Below are 13,115 nucleotides of genomic sequence, written 5' to 3' on the forward strand. Positions count from 1 at the left end.
TCCGGGTCCCGGGCCTCGGCGGGGGCGGGCGCGGTGTCAGGCAGTGGCGTTCGCACGGTGGTTCCTTGCTCTGTTCAGTACGGCAGCGACCTGCGCCGCATAGGTGTCCAGGCCCTCGGCGCCGCTGCCGGGAAGTCCGGTCAGCCGCGGCAGCAGATCACCGAAGGCGTTGACCTCGCCGACGGCGAAGCGCCGCCAGCCGGCCGTGGGCAGCAGGTCCACGCCCACGCACAGCGTGTCCGGGAAGCAGGCCGCGGCCCGTTCACACACGGTCAGGGCCTCCGCCCAGCTGCCGCCCGCGGTCTCGACGGCCGCACGGACGTCGTCGAGGCTTCCGCGTTCGCCGCCGAGGTGAAGATTGGTCATGGGGGAGCGGCTGGTGCGCACGACGGCGTGGGTGGCCCGGCCGGCCACCACCACGACCCGCAGATCCGCCGCGCGGCCACGCTGGGTGGCCTTGGGCAGCCAGCGTTCGACATGCAGCCCGTCCGGTGCGAGCGCGTCGACGATCGCCGCGATCTCCCGTTCCGTCGTGCAGCGGCGCACCCGCAAGGAGTTGAAGAGCCGGCCGGCCGGGTCGCGATCGACCGAGGTGGTCGCCCTGATCCGGCCGGGCCCGGCCGTCTCCACGGCCAGGACGCCGGAGGCGGACGAGCCGTGCGCGAGCTTCACGAAGACCCTGGGCATGCCCAGCGCCGCCATCCGGTCGCGTACGTCCGCCCAGTCGCGCAGCTCAGGGGCGGCCGCCCCCGAGGTCGGCGACGCGGGCACGGGCACACCGGAGCCGTCCAGCAGCGCATGGCAGAGCCGCTTGTCGAACAGCACCGCGACATCCCCGGGGCCGTCGAGCAACGTGGCACCGGAAGCGGTGGCCGTCCGCGCCACCGCGCGCACGGCCGCGGTGAACCGGGCGTACCACAGGGCGGTCCCCTCGACCCTCGTCGGATCGTCGACCGCCCGGAGCAGCCGATCCAGCTCGTCGTCCTCACCGGGCGAGTCCATCCGGACGGTCTCATCCGGCCGGAAGGCGGCCTCGCCGCGCAGCACGTCCAGCCAGGGCACGACCCGCGCGGGAGGCAGCCCGGCGGCCCGTACGGCGTCCTGGAAGAGCGCGACCCGGCGGTTGCCGGGTACACCCACGACGGCGAAACGCGGCCCCGGACCGGTGGCGCTATTCGCTGATGGCGACATAGCGGTCGTCGTCCTCTTCCGGATCCCAGTACTCGACCTCGTCGACCTCGCCGTTCACCCGGTCGGAACCCAGGAGATTCCTGAGACGGTCCATCAACGGGCCGCTGATGTAGTGATGGTGCAGGTCCAGCGAGGTCAGATGCGTGAGCGGCTGGCCCGAGAGCAACGACTCGGCGCCCTCGTCGCTCAGCGTTCCCATCGCGAGGGAGAGCGACTCCAGCTGGGCCACGACCGGTGCGGAGGCGACCGCCGCCGCGATCTCGTCCTGGATCTCGCTGTTCTGCAGCCCCAGATGACGCAGGGCCGGGAACGCCGCACCGGACAGCAGCGGCGCGAGGTCCTCGACCGTCGTGTCTCCGCCGTACTCGGTGACGCCGAGCCAGAGTTCGAGGTGCTCCAGCGCGGGCAGCTCCGACGCTCCGATCGCCCGCACGATGCCGGACGGGAGCCCGCCCGACTCGAACCGCAGCTTCCTGAGCGACTTGTGCCGCACCGGTCGCAGATCGAGTGTCGTCCGGCCCTCGCTCCGCTCGCCGCACCCCCGTACCGTCAGTTCCTCCAGCCGGCCGAATGCCTCGACGACCGGCGTGATGTCGGACATGACGAGCCACGACAGCTCGCACTCCTCGCCGACGACATCGGCGAGGAAGAGTGCCCGCAGGGCCGGGAAGCGGTCCGCGTGACCGGTCAGCAGTTCGATGACAGGAGCGATGGACTCGTAGTCGCCGTGCCACCAGGGCCCGATCACCAGGGCCCGGACACGCGAGGTGTCGACGGTGTCCAGGAAGTGCTGCCAGAGCGTGGCGAACGTCGGATCGCCGTCCCAGTCGCTCTCCAGCCGCCACGCGACCGAGTCGGCGGCCGGGAGCGGGCCGGCGAGCGACCGGTCCGGCCCCGGCAGGGTCAGGACGGGCAGGCCGTGAAAGGTCTCAGGGTGTTCGATGTCGGTCATCGTGAATCACTCCGCGACAGAGGTGTAGCGGCCTTCGGCACCGCGGTCGCCCCACGGCTTGTTGCGCTCCGACACATCGACCCGCACACCGTGGGATTCCAGCGCCTGGGTGATCCGGTCCTGCATCGGCTCGGTCATGAAGTGGTGGTGCAGATCGAGCCGTTCGAGATGGGTGAGCGGCTGGCCGTCCAGCAGCGCTGCCGCGCCCTCGTCGCCCAGCGTGCCGTTCGACAGGTCGAGGACACGCAGCTGGGCGACGACCGGGGCACTCGCGACGGCCGTCGCGATCTCGTTCTGCAGCTCGCTGTTGCGCAGGCCGAGGTGGGTGAGGCCGGGGAAGCGGGAGCCGGAGAGCAGCGGGGCCAGGTCCGCAACATTGGCGTCGCCCCCGTACGCGGAGACACCGAGCCAGAGATCGAGCCGCTCCAGCGCGGGCAGCTCGCTGTCCAGGATGCCGCGGATCACCCCGACCGGCAGACCGCCGGTCTCGATGGTCAGTGAACGCAGCCGCTCGTGCTTCGAGGGGGAGAACACCAGGTCCGTGCCACCGCGCACACCCAGTTCGAGCAGTCCGGGGAAGGCCTTCAGCAGTGCGGTGACATCCGACTGCTCGATCCAGGAGATCTCGGCCTCCTCCATGGTCAGGTCGCCGACGAAGACGGCCTCCAACGAGGTCAGCCGGTCGGCCGCGGCGATGACCAGATCGATCGGATAGGAAGAGGGCTCGTCGCACGACTCGCCCCACTGACCGATGATCAGCGCCCGCACACCGGCAGGATCGACCGCCTGCAGAAACGCCTGGAAGGCCTCCTCCCACGTCGTCTCGGACTCGTCGTCGTACGGATCGACCGAGATGCGCCAGGCCGCCGCGTCGGAAGCCTGTACCGGCGCCTTTTTCGTCGCGTGCTGGAAGTCGACCGCGGGAAGGCCGAGCAACTCGTGCAGATGGTCCACACCGGACATGACCCTGAGCTCCTGGTACTGGGGGACGGCTGATGTCCGCAAGGTTTATCAAGCGGCACTGACAACCCGGCGACCGGGGACCGTCCGGGACGTGTCCACCGACGCCCGGCGGGGCCGGCCACCGGTCGATTGTCAGACCCTCCCCGTAGCGTTTTTCCCGTGGTCGGCACAGCGGGTGCCGCCATCGAGGGGAGACGTCTGTGTACCGGCAGGGCGATGTACTGATCGTGTCGTTGGAGGAGTCGGCGGTGCCCACGCATCTTGTGGACGCACCGGGTGAACCGAGGGACGGCCGGGGGCGCATGATCCTCGCACTGGGCGAGGTCACCGGCCATGCCCACGCGGTGCAGGGGCCGGGCCGGCTGATGCGCGAGGCGGGGGCGTTCGGGCCGATGCTGCTCCATCTTCCCGAAGGCGGCCGGGTGGTGCACGAGGAGCACGCGGCGATACCGCTGTCGAAGGGCTGGTACCGAGTGGTGCGTCAGCGGGAGTACGTGCCGGGAGCGGTCCGCATCGTCGCGGACTGACGCCGCCGCACGGCCGGTGGCGGCGAACCGTGGAAGCACCTCGGTGACGGGCGCTCATCCGATCACACCTCGGTGACGGGAGCGCATCCGATCAGTGAAGCGCGCAGTACAGAAGACAGCACACCGAACACCGCATACGAACACAGGATTCAGGGGACGGGGAAGACCGATGCAGTACGTGGACTCATGGCGGGCCGTGGCAGCGGCGACCGGCGCGGCGGACCGGGCCGCCGCCGAGGACGGGCTGCGGCTCGCCTACCGCAGCGCGGGACTGGCCGAGCCGGAGCAGATCGTCTGGGTGGCTTCGCCGAGGGCCGCCGTGGAGGCCGTCGAGAAGCTCTCCGAGGCCGGCAGGTCGGTGCGTGACGAGGTACGGACCCGGCCCTGGGCGCAGGAGCGGCGCCGGATGTACGACGAGCTGGGCCCGGCCGGCTGGTCCGCCCTGTGGTCGGCCACGGGGGCACAGCTGTGGGAGACCACGGTCGCGCTCGCCGACCGGATCAGGGCCGGTGTCGTCGCCGACCTCGCGGAGCGCCCCGAGGACGAGTCCGCTGTCCGGCTGGTGCTGCTGGACGCGGTCCTGGGCCAGCACGACGCGGCCTGGCTCGCCGCGTTCGACGGGCGGGGCGAGCGGCTGAACGGCCTGGCCGAGGTGGCCAGACACGCGGGCTGGTGGTGGCCCTACGAGCGCGTCGTGGTGATCAGCGAGCGCCCGGAAGCGCTCCACCGGGACGAGGCGGGCCGGCTCGACCGCGGGGACGGACCGGCGCTCGCCTACCGTGACGGCTTCGCGCTCCACGCCTGGCGCGGCATGCCCGTGCCCGCCGAATTCCTCGCGGAACTGAACTCCCTGACCCCCGAACGGATACGTGAGGAGGAGAACGCGGAACTGCGCCGCGTGATGCTGGAGTTCTACGGTTACGACCGCTATCTCAGCGAGTCGGGCGCCGAGCCGGTCCACCGTGACGAGACGGGCGTCCTGTGGCGGATCGCGCTGGACGGCGACGAGGACGTGGTGATGGTCGAAGTGGTCAACTCCACCCCGGAGCCGGACGGCACCAGCCGCACCTACTGGCTGCGGGTACCGCCCAGCACGAGGACCGCGCAGAACGGTGTGGCCTGGACGTTCGGACTTCAGGGCAAGGAATATGCGCCCCTGCGGCAGACCTGACGGGCGGCGCCCCTGCTCACCCGGCTCGGCAACGTCTCGGCCGGCGTCCGGCGTGCATGGTGCTCGCGGTGAGGTGTGTCGTCGGGAGCCCGGCCCGGGGCCGGGGCTCGACGGCCCGTCGGGGCAGGGCGTCCCGGATGTTCCGGCAGCCGATGTGCCGGAGCGACCTGCCCTCACGGGACGCGGTTCAGGCCGTCAGCGCCGCCCGGTCGATGCCGAGCTCACGAGCGAGGGCCTCGTCGGTCCAGGCCAGCATCGTGGCCCGCGAGAGCGGACCCGCGTACGAGATCATCTGCACGGCGAGGCCGTCCAGCAGGGCGGTCAGCCGCCAGGCCACGGACATCGGGTCGTCGCACTGGAACTCACCGGCTGCGGCACCCTCTTCGATGACCTCGGCCAGCTCCGCCTTCCACTGCTGGTCGAGATCGCCGGCCACATTGCGCAGCGCCGGATCGCGCAGCGAGGCGGCCCAGCCCTCGATCCACAGCCGCCAGCCCTTGGCCTGGCCCGTCGGCGCGTACCAGCGGACAGCGGTGCGCAGACGTCGCACCGCGCTGGTACGACGGCCCAACAGCTTGCGCAGATGGGCGAGATCGGCCTCGGCGGCATGCGCGAAGGCGGCCGCGACCAGCTTTTCCTTGGTCGAGAAGTGGTACAGCACCAGTGCGTTGCTCACGCCGAGCACAGCGGCCACATCGGCGATCCGTACCGCCGCGACCCCCCGCACCTCGATCTGTTCGACGGCGGCGCGCAGGAGTTCCTCGCGCCGTTCCGCCACGCTCAACCGCACTCTTGCCACGGCGTCACCCTAACGAATGCGCGCCCGGGAGGCAGTCCGGGGGCGGAGCCGCACGGAACATGCGCCCGGGATACCGGACGCGCAAAGTGCCCGCACCGGCGGCCCCGGATGCCGGCACGGCGCAGTCGTACGCGCCCAGCAGGCGCGCGTCCATGCACCGAACCTGTCGGCCTCCGGCCGGGACGGATCCGGCCGCAGGCCGATCGGGTTCAGCGGTACCAGCCGAATCGTTGCGCCATGACCGGCAGCCGGTCGGCGACGAGGGCATGGGCGGCGGCCCGCGGGGTGCTGCCGTCGGTCTCCGCGCGGTCCAGCATCCGTTCGATCAGGGCCCGCATCGAGCGGCGGGTGTGCCCGAACGCCTCGTCGGCGTCCGCGCCGATGTCACCGAACAGGGTCCACCACCACCAGGCGTTCGTACCGGAGTTGACGACCACATCGGGCAGTACCGTGATCCCGCGCGCCGCCAGCAGCGTCTCCGCCTTGGCGAGCACCGGCATGTTCGCCGCCTCGACGACCCAACGGGCCCGGATCCGGGACTGGTTGGTGGCGTCGATCACGTACGAGACCGCCGCCGGGACCAGTAGCTCGGCATCCTGCGCGAGCCAGGCGTCCGCGGGAAGCTCCCGGTCGCCCTCCCGGAGCGCGCCGCGGTCCACCGTTCCGTACCCGTCCCGGGCGGCCAGCAGCGCCTCGACATCGAGGCCGGCCGGGTTGGCGATCGTGCCCTTGATGTCGGCCACGGCGACCACGGTCAGCCCGGCGCGCGACAGGAACCGGGCCGTCGCCCCGCCCATGGTGCCGAACCCCTGTACGGAGACCCTCGCCTCCCCGTACGCGACGCCCGCCCGGTCCAGCGCCGCGAGCGCCGACTCGGCGACCCCGCAGCCGCCGACCAGTTCGTCGAGCCCGATGCCGTCCACCTCTACGGCGAACGCGTCGGCGAGCCGTCGGCGGGCCGCCGTCTCGTCGTCGAGCAGTGGGTAGACGGCCTGGACCGAGGAGACGAGCCCGGCCTCGGCCGCCGCCCGGTCCACGATGTCCTGGGTGAGCCCCAGGTCCTCGCCGGTCGTCCACACGTTCTCGATGTACGGGCGCACCGCCCGCAGATAGCGCACCAGAACGCCGTACGCCTCGGGGTCACGGGGATCGCAGTCGATGCCGCCCTTCGCACCGCCGAGCGGTATGTAGCGGGCCCCCATGTCGTCGACGTCGAAGTGGAGGGCCTCCTTCATCGTCATGCCGCGGGCCAGCCCGACCACCTCGTCGAGCGTGCAGCCCGCCCGCATCCGCAGCCCGCCGCTGGAGACCCCGCGCACCAGCCGGTCGACGACCAGATGGCCCCGACGGCCGGTGATGTGGTCGGTCCACGTGAGCGAGATCAGCGGGGCGGGCGGGGTGGTGGCGCGGGACACCGGAGGTGTCGTCATCGGGGGGTCTCCTCGGTCACAGCGATCAGGGTGGGCCCAGGGGTCGCCAGGGCCCGGGACAGGGTGCGGGCGAGCGCCTCGGGGGTGTCGGCACGGGCGCCGTGGCCGCCGTACGCCCGCGCCAGCGCGGGCAGGTCGACGGACGGCAGATCGACGCCGGTGGGGGTGTCGCCGCACGCCGCCATCTCGTCGCGGATCTCCCCGTAGCCCCCGTTGTCGAAGACCACCACCGGCAGCGGCAGTCGCAGCTGAGCGGCCGTGGCGAGCTCCTGGACGGAGAACTGCAGCCCCCCGTCCCCGCTGAGTGCCACGACCTGCCGGCCGGGGTACGCCGTCTTCGCGCCGATCGCCGCGGGCAGCGCGTAGCCGAGCGTGCCGAAGCCGGTCGGGTGCAGATAGCGCCCGCGCGGGCCGATCGGCAGATGGGGCAGCGCGCCGTAGTAGCAGCACTGCGCGCTGTCCGAGGTCCAGATCGTGTCGGCGGCCGACACGGCCCGCGCGGCCCGCAGATACGGCACCCAGCGGACGTCGCGCTGCGCGGTTTCGGCATCCCGCGCGGCACGCAGCTCGCGTACCGCGGCGGAACTCTCCCGCACCTCCGGGCTGCCGGTATCCGGCTGCGTCAGCTCGTCGCGCAGCGCCTCCAGCGTGGGGTGCGCCGCGCCGACCAGCGCCAGATCGGCGGGCAGTCCCGCGTACATCTGGGCGGGGTCGATGTCGACCCGGATCAGCGTGCCGCCCAGTGACGGCGGCGCGGACCACAGGTCGGACTCGGCCAGCTCGGTGCCGACCGCGAGCACCGCGTCGCAGCCCGCCAGCCACTTCTGTACGGAGGGGCTGTGCAGTGACACCCCGAGCGAGAGCGGGTGCGTCTCGTCGACGATCCCCTTGCCATTGGCGGTGGTGACGACCGGGGCGGCCAGCGTCTCGGCCAGCGCCAGGCACCCGGCGGACGCGGACCGCGCCCCTCCGCCCAGGACCAGCGCGGGCCGCCGGGCCGCACGCAGGACCTCGGCCCCCTCCCGGAGCGCGGATCCGGCCGGGACCGGGACGGACAGCGGTGGCGTGAGCCGCACCGGTCCCACGGGCCCCGCCGCCTCCAGCAGATCCAGCGGCACCTCGACATGGACCGGACGCGGGCGTCCCGAACGGAACAGGGTGAACGCCCGCGCCACCGCCGAGCCGATCTCCTCGATCGTCGACACCCGGTGGCTGAACGCCGCCACCGCACGCAGTGCCTCGGACTGGCTGCGCATCTCGTGCAGCAGACCGGTCGGCTGACGCGGGTGGCGCGACGGCATCCCGGGGGACACGACCAGCAGCGGCACGCTGTCCGAATACGCCTGTCCGACCGCGGCCGTGATGTTGAGAAGGGCCGGTCCGGTGGTGGTGATCGCCACGCCGGGCTGCTGAGTGACCCGTGCGTACGCGTCCGCCGCGTATCCCGCCCCCTGTTCGTGCCGGGGCGTGACATGAGCGATCCCGTACTGCGTCAGGTGCCGGTAGATCTCCAGGTTGTGCGTTCCCGGAATCCCGAACGCCGTGGTGACCCCGTGGGCCGCCAGGGCGCGGACCACGGCCTCGCCACCGGTCGGGGACGCGCTTCTCGGCTGCCCGGCCACCCGGCCTCCCTCCACTGACAGGTCGGTGCCGACCAGTCGATTTACTGAACCGCCGGTCAGTATCGGGAGGCGGGAGCGCCCGTGTCAATGCAGCTTGTGCTGAATCGTCGTTCAGTGGCCGGACCGCGTCGGTCGGCTCGTGGGGGGTTCCGCCTCGCACCGGTCCTTGAAGCCCTGGCTGGTCAGTCCGAGGGCGGAGTTGGTGCGCGAGCGCATGTTCTCCAGCGCGACCATGGTCGTGAGCTCGACGAGCGCCGCCTCACCGAGCACGGTCCGCAGCCGCTCCACCAGCTCGTCCCCGACCTCGGGCGGTGTGAGGCTCATCGCTTCCGCGTAGGCCATGACGTCGCGCTCCAGCGAGGTGTACGCCTCGCTCTCGCGCCACACCGGCACGTCACGCAGCTTGCGCGGATCCATGCCGTGGCGGTGGTTCTCCCAATGGCCGAAGTCCATGCACCAGCCGCATCCGACGGTGGCCGCGGACGTCATGACGGCCAGCGCCTTGAGCTGCGGGTCCAGCTTCTTCCAGCGGCCCACCGCCAATTCGAACCGACTTCCGGCCCACAGCACCCCGGTGTGATGGGCACTGACCCGTACAGGATCGATGACCTTGCCGTACGTACGGTTCGAGTACCACGACACGGCGCGGAACAGGAGGGTGCGGGGCGGGTCGAGCGAGATGCGGGCGTTCGTCATGGCCGGTCTCCTTCAGTACGGCTCCGATGCCGTCCGGCGGCCCCGAGGGACGCCGTCGGCGGCTGTGTTCACGGGTGGGACGGACGGGGCCGCCTCGGATGTGACATGGAAGTGCGGCAGGATGCGGAATCCTCTGGCGGGTACGGACGTTGGATTCGGCATGACGGGAATCGACGCACAGCAGGACGCGCTGCTCGGGCTGCTCGGCGAGGAGAGCGGCGGCGTGCTCGTGACGCTCAGGCGCGACGGCAGACCCCAGCTGTCCAATGTCAACCACTTCTACTATCCCGAGGAGCGCATCGTCCGTGTCTCGATCACCGAGGACCGGGCGAAGACGAAGAACCTCCGCCGCGACCCTCGGGCGAGCTACCACGTCACCAGTGCGGACCGCTGGGCCTGGACGGTCGTGGACGGCGCGGCCGAACTGTCCCCGGTCGCGGCCGACCCGCACGACGCCACGGTGGAGGAACTGATCACGCTCTACCGCGACGTCCAGGGCGAACACCCCGACTGGGACGACTACCGCGAGGCGATGGTCCGGGACCGGCGTGTGGTGCTGCGGCTGCACATCGAGCACGCGTACGGGCAGCCGCGTGGCTGACGGCGTCCGGTCCGGCCGTCCGTCCGCCGGCCGCTCCGCCCTCGCACGGTCGTACCCCCGCCCATAATGAGACGACACCGACTCCCTCAGGAGATGATGTGACCGGCGCCGACCCCTTGCTCCCGCTCCGCACCCGACTGCGTTCGCTGCGCCCCGCCGCATTCGGCGCCGATCCGGCGGATGCGCGTATGGAGCGCATCCGCCGCTCACCCAACTTCGCCGACGGTGTCTTCCAGAACCCGGTGGGGGCGCGGACCAGGCCGTCCGGATCCACCCTGGAGTTCGCGAAGGTCTACTTCCGCAAGGAGGAGCGGGTGCGCAGGGCGCCGGTCGGCACGGTGCCCGTCCACGCCACCACGTACGCCGACCTCGCCGAGCCGCCCACCAGCGGGCTGCGGCTCACCTGGATGGGCCATTCCAGCGTGCTCGCCGAGATCGACGGCCGGCGGGTGCTCTTCGACCCGGTGTGGGGCGAGCGCTGCTCGCCCTTCGCCTTCGCCGGGCCCAAACGGCTGCACCCCGTACCGCTGCCCCTTGCCGCACTCGGCCCGTTGGACGCCGTGGTGATCTCCCACGACCACTACGACCACCTGGATCTGCCGACGATCCGGACCCTCGCGGGCACGGACACGGTGTTCGTCGTCCCGCTGGGCGTCGGCGCCCATCTGGAGCGGTGGGGCGTGCCCATCGACCGGATGCGCGAGCTGGACTGGAACGAGACCACCAAGATCGCCGGGATCAGTCTCACCGCGACCCCGGCCCGGCACTTCTGCGGCCGCGGCCTGCGCAACCAGCAGCACACGCTCTGGGCGTCCTGGGCCGTCGCGGGGCCCGAGCACCGGATCTACCACAGCGGTGACACCGGGTATTTCCCCGGCTTCAAGGACATCGGGGCCGAACATGGCCCCTTCGACGCCACGATGATCCAGATCGGCGCGTACTCCGAGTACTGGCCCAAGAACCACACGGGCTGTACCCCACTCCCCGGTGGGTGGCCCGACATACATATGACGCCCGCTCAGGGGATCCAGGCGCACCTTGACCTGCAAGGGGGTAAGCCGTACGGCGTCATGATGCCCATCCACTGGGGCACCTTCACCCTCTCCGTGCACCCGTGGGCAGAGCCCGGCGAGTGGACGAAGGATGCCGCCGAGGAAGCCGAGCAGCCGGCCGCATTTCCCCGGCCGGGCGAGCCCTTCGAGCCTGCGGGAACGCTTCCCCTCGATCCCTGGTGGCGGTCCGTGGCTGCCCCGATTGCACACCCCTGGCGCCGCGGCGAGGCAACGGACGTTGCTCAGGGTCAGGACCATCGCGATCTTGATCTCGCAGGTGAGCGGTGACTCGGGGCAGGGGTGAAAGCCTGACCGTGATGACGCAGTCGTTCGCCAGGTTGACGGAGGCCGAACAAAAGCAGGTGATCCAGGCGCTCGACGGTTCCCCTCGACGGGGGAGGGCTGCTTGAGGTTCCCCCGAGATGCGGAGGATGGTGACAGGGGGTCAGATGAGACTCATGAGAGGAACATCGGCCATGGCTGCCCCCAGAAAGTACTCGCTGGAGTTGCGTGAGCGTGCCGTGCGGATGTATCGCACCACGGATCCGAAGCCGCAGATCAAGAAGCTGGCCGTCGACCTCGGCGTGCATCCCGAAGCCCTGCGCGGCTGGGTCCGCCAGGCCGAGGCGGACGCCGGCGAACGCGACGACCGGCTCACCACGGACGAGCGGGCCGAGCCGGTGGCCCTGCGCAAGGAGAACGCCCAGCTCAAGTGGGCCGACGACGTGCTCCGGACAGCCTCGGCTTTTTCGCCCGGCCCAGGTGACAGCGCTCATCGACGAGCATCCCCACCTGGGAGTCGAGCCCGTACTCCGGGAACTGCACATCCCCTCCTCCACCTACTACCGCTGGCGCCGCGCCGAGAAGGAGCCGTGTGCACGCATTCGCCGGGACGCCGAACTGACCGAGCAGATCCGCGAGATCCATGCCGATTCCGGCGGGATCTACGGCTCGCCGCGGGTGCATGCCGTGCTCAAGCGTGAGGGCACCCACGTCGGGCGCAAGCGGGTCGAACGGCTGATGCGCGAAGACGGCCTGGTGGGGGTGAGCCCGCGCGCAAGGGCTTCACGCGCCGGGACCCGAAGGCCACTCTCGTCGTCGGGGAACTCGATGACCAGAGCGTGACAGATCTGCAAGGATGACGTGAACTCGGCCGGGCGGCCAGGCCGTGACGTCGAGTGCACCGGGCGGCGAGTCCGGGTCGAGGCGGATGCTGCGCAGTGGGCCAGACCGACGGTCGCCGGGCGCGATGGTCCGTGAGGACTACGTCCAAGGCCGCGGCCCGCCTGCGACTCGGGCCTGATCTATGTACGCAGGGTGACAACATAGTGTGCTGCTCGGGTCCAGATCGTCCGCACCGAGGAGAGAACATGAGCACCGCCGCGCCGGTATCGCTGGTCACGGGTGCTAACCGGGGAATCGGCTGGGAGACCGCGCGTCAGCTCGCTGCGCTCGGCCACACCGTCCTGCTGTGCGCCCGCCGTCCGGAAGACGCCGAACAGGCCGTCACTGACCTGGCCCCCGCAGTGCCCGGCGTGCTGCTGCCGCACCGACTGGACGTGACCGACGCCGATGGCGTCCGCGCCCTCGCCCGCAGTGTGGAGGCGGAGTTCGGGCGCCTCGACGTCCTCATCAACAACGCCGCCATCAACTACGACACCGGCCGGCGCGCTGTCTCCGCCGACCTCGACGAGGTCCGCCGCACCCTGGAGACCAACCTCTTCGGCGCCTGGCGGACCGCGCAGGCGTTCTTGCCGCTGCTGCGCCGCTCAGCCCACCCGCGCCTGGTGAACGTCTCCAGCGAGTCCGGTTCGCTGGAATTCATGTCCGGCGGAACCTCCGCCTACGGGGTCTCAAAGGCGGCCCTCAACGTCCTTACCCGCAAGCTTGCTGATGAACTGCGCGCCGAGCGGATCCTGGTCAACGCTGTCTGTCCGGGCTGGATCGCCACCGACATGGGCGGCCCGGGCGGCGGACCCGTCGAGCAGGGCGCCGCCAGTGTCGTCTGGGCTGCCACCCTGCCCGACTCGGGCCCCACCGGCGGATTCTTCCGGGACGGCGAACCCCTGGCCTGGTAGGCGGCTCCTCCTCGGCTGTCGCTCACGGTGCTG

At 71.3% G+C, this 13,115-nt stretch carries 13 protein-coding genes and 1 pseudogene; 7 read left to right on the forward strand and 7 right to left on the reverse strand.

Features of this window, described 5'->3' with window-relative positions:
- Positions 1-36 precede the first annotated feature (36 nt).
- From ACF1B9_RS34445 to ACF1B9_RS34455, 3 genes are read right to left on the reverse strand one after another with little or no spacing between them, the layout of a single operon-like run.
- Entirely contained in the window at positions 37-1,191 is a 1,155-nt protein-coding gene (locus ACF1B9_RS34445; protein ID WP_391746473.1) for an STM4014 family protein, read from the reverse strand.
- On the reverse strand, positions 1,172-2,143 hold the full coding sequence (locus ACF1B9_RS34450) for an STM4015 family protein (protein WP_391746472.1): 972 nt from the start codon (positions 2,141-2,143) through the stop codon (positions 1,172-1,174). Before ACF1B9_RS34450 ends, ACF1B9_RS34445 begins: the two co-directional genes overlap by 20 nt.
- 6 nt (positions 2,144-2,149) lie before the next feature.
- Positions 2,150-3,106, reverse strand: coding sequence for an STM4015 family protein (locus ACF1B9_RS34455; protein ID WP_391746471.1), 957 nt, complete (start codon positions 3,104-3,106; stop codon positions 2,150-2,152).
- A gap of 200 nt (positions 3,107-3,306) precedes the next feature.
- Here ACF1B9_RS34455 and ACF1B9_RS34460 point away from each other — a divergent pair, with 200 nt between their 5' ends.
- Both ACF1B9_RS34460 and ACF1B9_RS34465 read left to right on the forward strand, forming a co-directional pair.
- Positions 3,307-3,633, forward strand: coding sequence for a hypothetical protein (locus tag ACF1B9_RS34460; protein WP_391746470.1), 327 nt, complete (start codon positions 3,307-3,309; stop codon positions 3,631-3,633).
- Positions 3,634-3,802: 169 nt separating this feature from the next.
- Complete coding sequence (locus tag ACF1B9_RS34465) at positions 3,803-4,804, forward strand: DUF6745 domain-containing protein (RefSeq protein WP_391746469.1); 1,002 nt, start codon at positions 3,803-3,805, stop codon at positions 4,802-4,804.
- Positions 4,805-4,991: 187 nt separating this feature from the next.
- Here the strand turns inward: ACF1B9_RS34465 and ACF1B9_RS34470 are convergent, their stop codons facing one another.
- The 4 genes from ACF1B9_RS34470 to ACF1B9_RS34485 all read right to left on the reverse strand — a co-directional run bounded on the left by ACF1B9_RS34470 (position 4,992) and on the right by ACF1B9_RS34485 (position 9,351).
- Complete coding sequence (locus ACF1B9_RS34470) at positions 4,992-5,603, reverse strand: TetR/AcrR family transcriptional regulator (RefSeq protein WP_391746468.1); 612 nt, start codon at positions 5,601-5,603, stop codon at positions 4,992-4,994.
- 209 nt (positions 5,604-5,812) lie between these two features.
- The gene (locus tag ACF1B9_RS34475; protein ID WP_391746467.1) at positions 5,813-7,033 is read right to left on the reverse strand and encodes a Glu/Leu/Phe/Val dehydrogenase dimerization domain-containing protein; all 1,221 of its coding nucleotides are present in this window, start codon (positions 7,031-7,033) and stop codon (positions 5,813-5,815) included.
- Positions 7,030-8,655 (reverse strand): thiamine pyrophosphate-binding protein, encoded by a 1,626-nt coding sequence (locus ACF1B9_RS34480; protein ID WP_391746466.1) that lies wholly within the window; start codon positions 8,653-8,655, stop codon positions 7,030-7,032. Before ACF1B9_RS34480 ends, ACF1B9_RS34475 begins: the two co-directional genes overlap by 4 nt.
- Positions 8,656-8,766: 111 nt before the next feature.
- Complete coding sequence (locus tag ACF1B9_RS34485; RefSeq protein WP_391746465.1) at positions 8,767-9,351, reverse strand: carboxymuconolactone decarboxylase family protein; 585 nt, start codon at positions 9,349-9,351, stop codon at positions 8,767-8,769.
- A 160-nt stretch (positions 9,352-9,511) separates the two neighbouring features.
- Between ACF1B9_RS34485 and ACF1B9_RS34490 the strand changes: the two genes are divergently transcribed.
- From ACF1B9_RS34490 to ACF1B9_RS34510, 5 genes and pseudogenes are all read left to right on the forward strand, one after another.
- The gene (locus ACF1B9_RS34490) at positions 9,512-9,952 is read left to right on the forward strand and encodes a PPOX class F420-dependent oxidoreductase (protein ID WP_391746464.1); all 441 of its coding nucleotides are present in this window, start codon (positions 9,512-9,514) and stop codon (positions 9,950-9,952) included.
- Positions 9,953-10,050: 98 nt separating this feature from the next.
- Entirely contained in the window at positions 10,051-11,292 is a 1,242-nt protein-coding gene (locus ACF1B9_RS34495; RefSeq protein ID WP_391746463.1) for an MBL fold metallo-hydrolase, read from the forward strand.
- 239 nt (positions 11,293-11,531) lie between these two features.
- Positions 11,532-11,651, forward strand: a pseudogene (locus tag ACF1B9_RS34500) (transposase); the annotation flags it as partial.
- Between the two features lie 115 nt (positions 11,652-11,766).
- On the forward strand, positions 11,767-12,129 hold the full coding sequence (locus ACF1B9_RS34505; protein WP_391746462.1) for an IS3 family transposase: 363 nt from the start codon (positions 11,767-11,769) through the stop codon (positions 12,127-12,129).
- Positions 12,130-12,374: 245 nt separating this feature from the next.
- Positions 12,375-13,082, forward strand: coding sequence for an SDR family oxidoreductase (locus ACF1B9_RS34510; RefSeq protein WP_391746461.1), 708 nt, complete (start codon positions 12,375-12,377; stop codon positions 13,080-13,082).
- The last annotated feature ends 33 nt before the right edge of the window (positions 13,083-13,115 follow it).

Source organism: Streptomyces sp. NPDC014727, assembly GCF_043083485.1.
In the GTDB taxonomy this organism is placed as follows: Bacteria; Actinomycetota; Actinomycetes; order Streptomycetales; family Streptomycetaceae; genus Streptomyces.

Bases quoted from the DNA above. Each gene is read 5' to 3' on its own strand.
- ACF1B9_RS34510 (WP_391746461.1), top strand. From the start codon at position 12,375: ATGAGCACCGCCGCGCCGGTATCGCTGGTCACGGGTGCTAACCGGGGA.
- ACF1B9_RS34490 (WP_391746464.1), top strand. From the start codon at position 9,512: ATGACGGGAATCGACGCACAGCAGGACGCGCTGCTCGGGCTGCTCGGC.
- ACF1B9_RS34450 (WP_391746472.1), bottom strand. From the start codon at position 2,143: ATGACCGACATCGAACACCCTGAGACCTTTCACGGCCTGCCCGTCCTG.
- ACF1B9_RS34445 (WP_391746473.1), bottom strand. From the start codon at position 1,191: ATGTCGCCATCAGCGAATAGCGCCACCGGTCCGGGGCCGCGTTTCGCC.
- ACF1B9_RS34465 (WP_391746469.1), top strand. From the start codon at position 3,803: ATGCAGTACGTGGACTCATGGCGGGCCGTGGCAGCGGCGACCGGCGCG.
- ACF1B9_RS34485 (WP_391746465.1), bottom strand. From the start codon at position 9,351: ATGACGAACGCCCGCATCTCGCTCGACCCGCCCCGCACCCTCCTGTTC.
- ACF1B9_RS34455 (WP_391746471.1), bottom strand. From the start codon at position 3,106: ATGTCCGGTGTGGACCATCTGCACGAGTTGCTCGGCCTTCCCGCGGTC.
- ACF1B9_RS34475 (WP_391746467.1), bottom strand. From the start codon at position 7,033: ATGACGACACCTCCGGTGTCCCGCGCCACCACCCCGCCCGCCCCGCTG.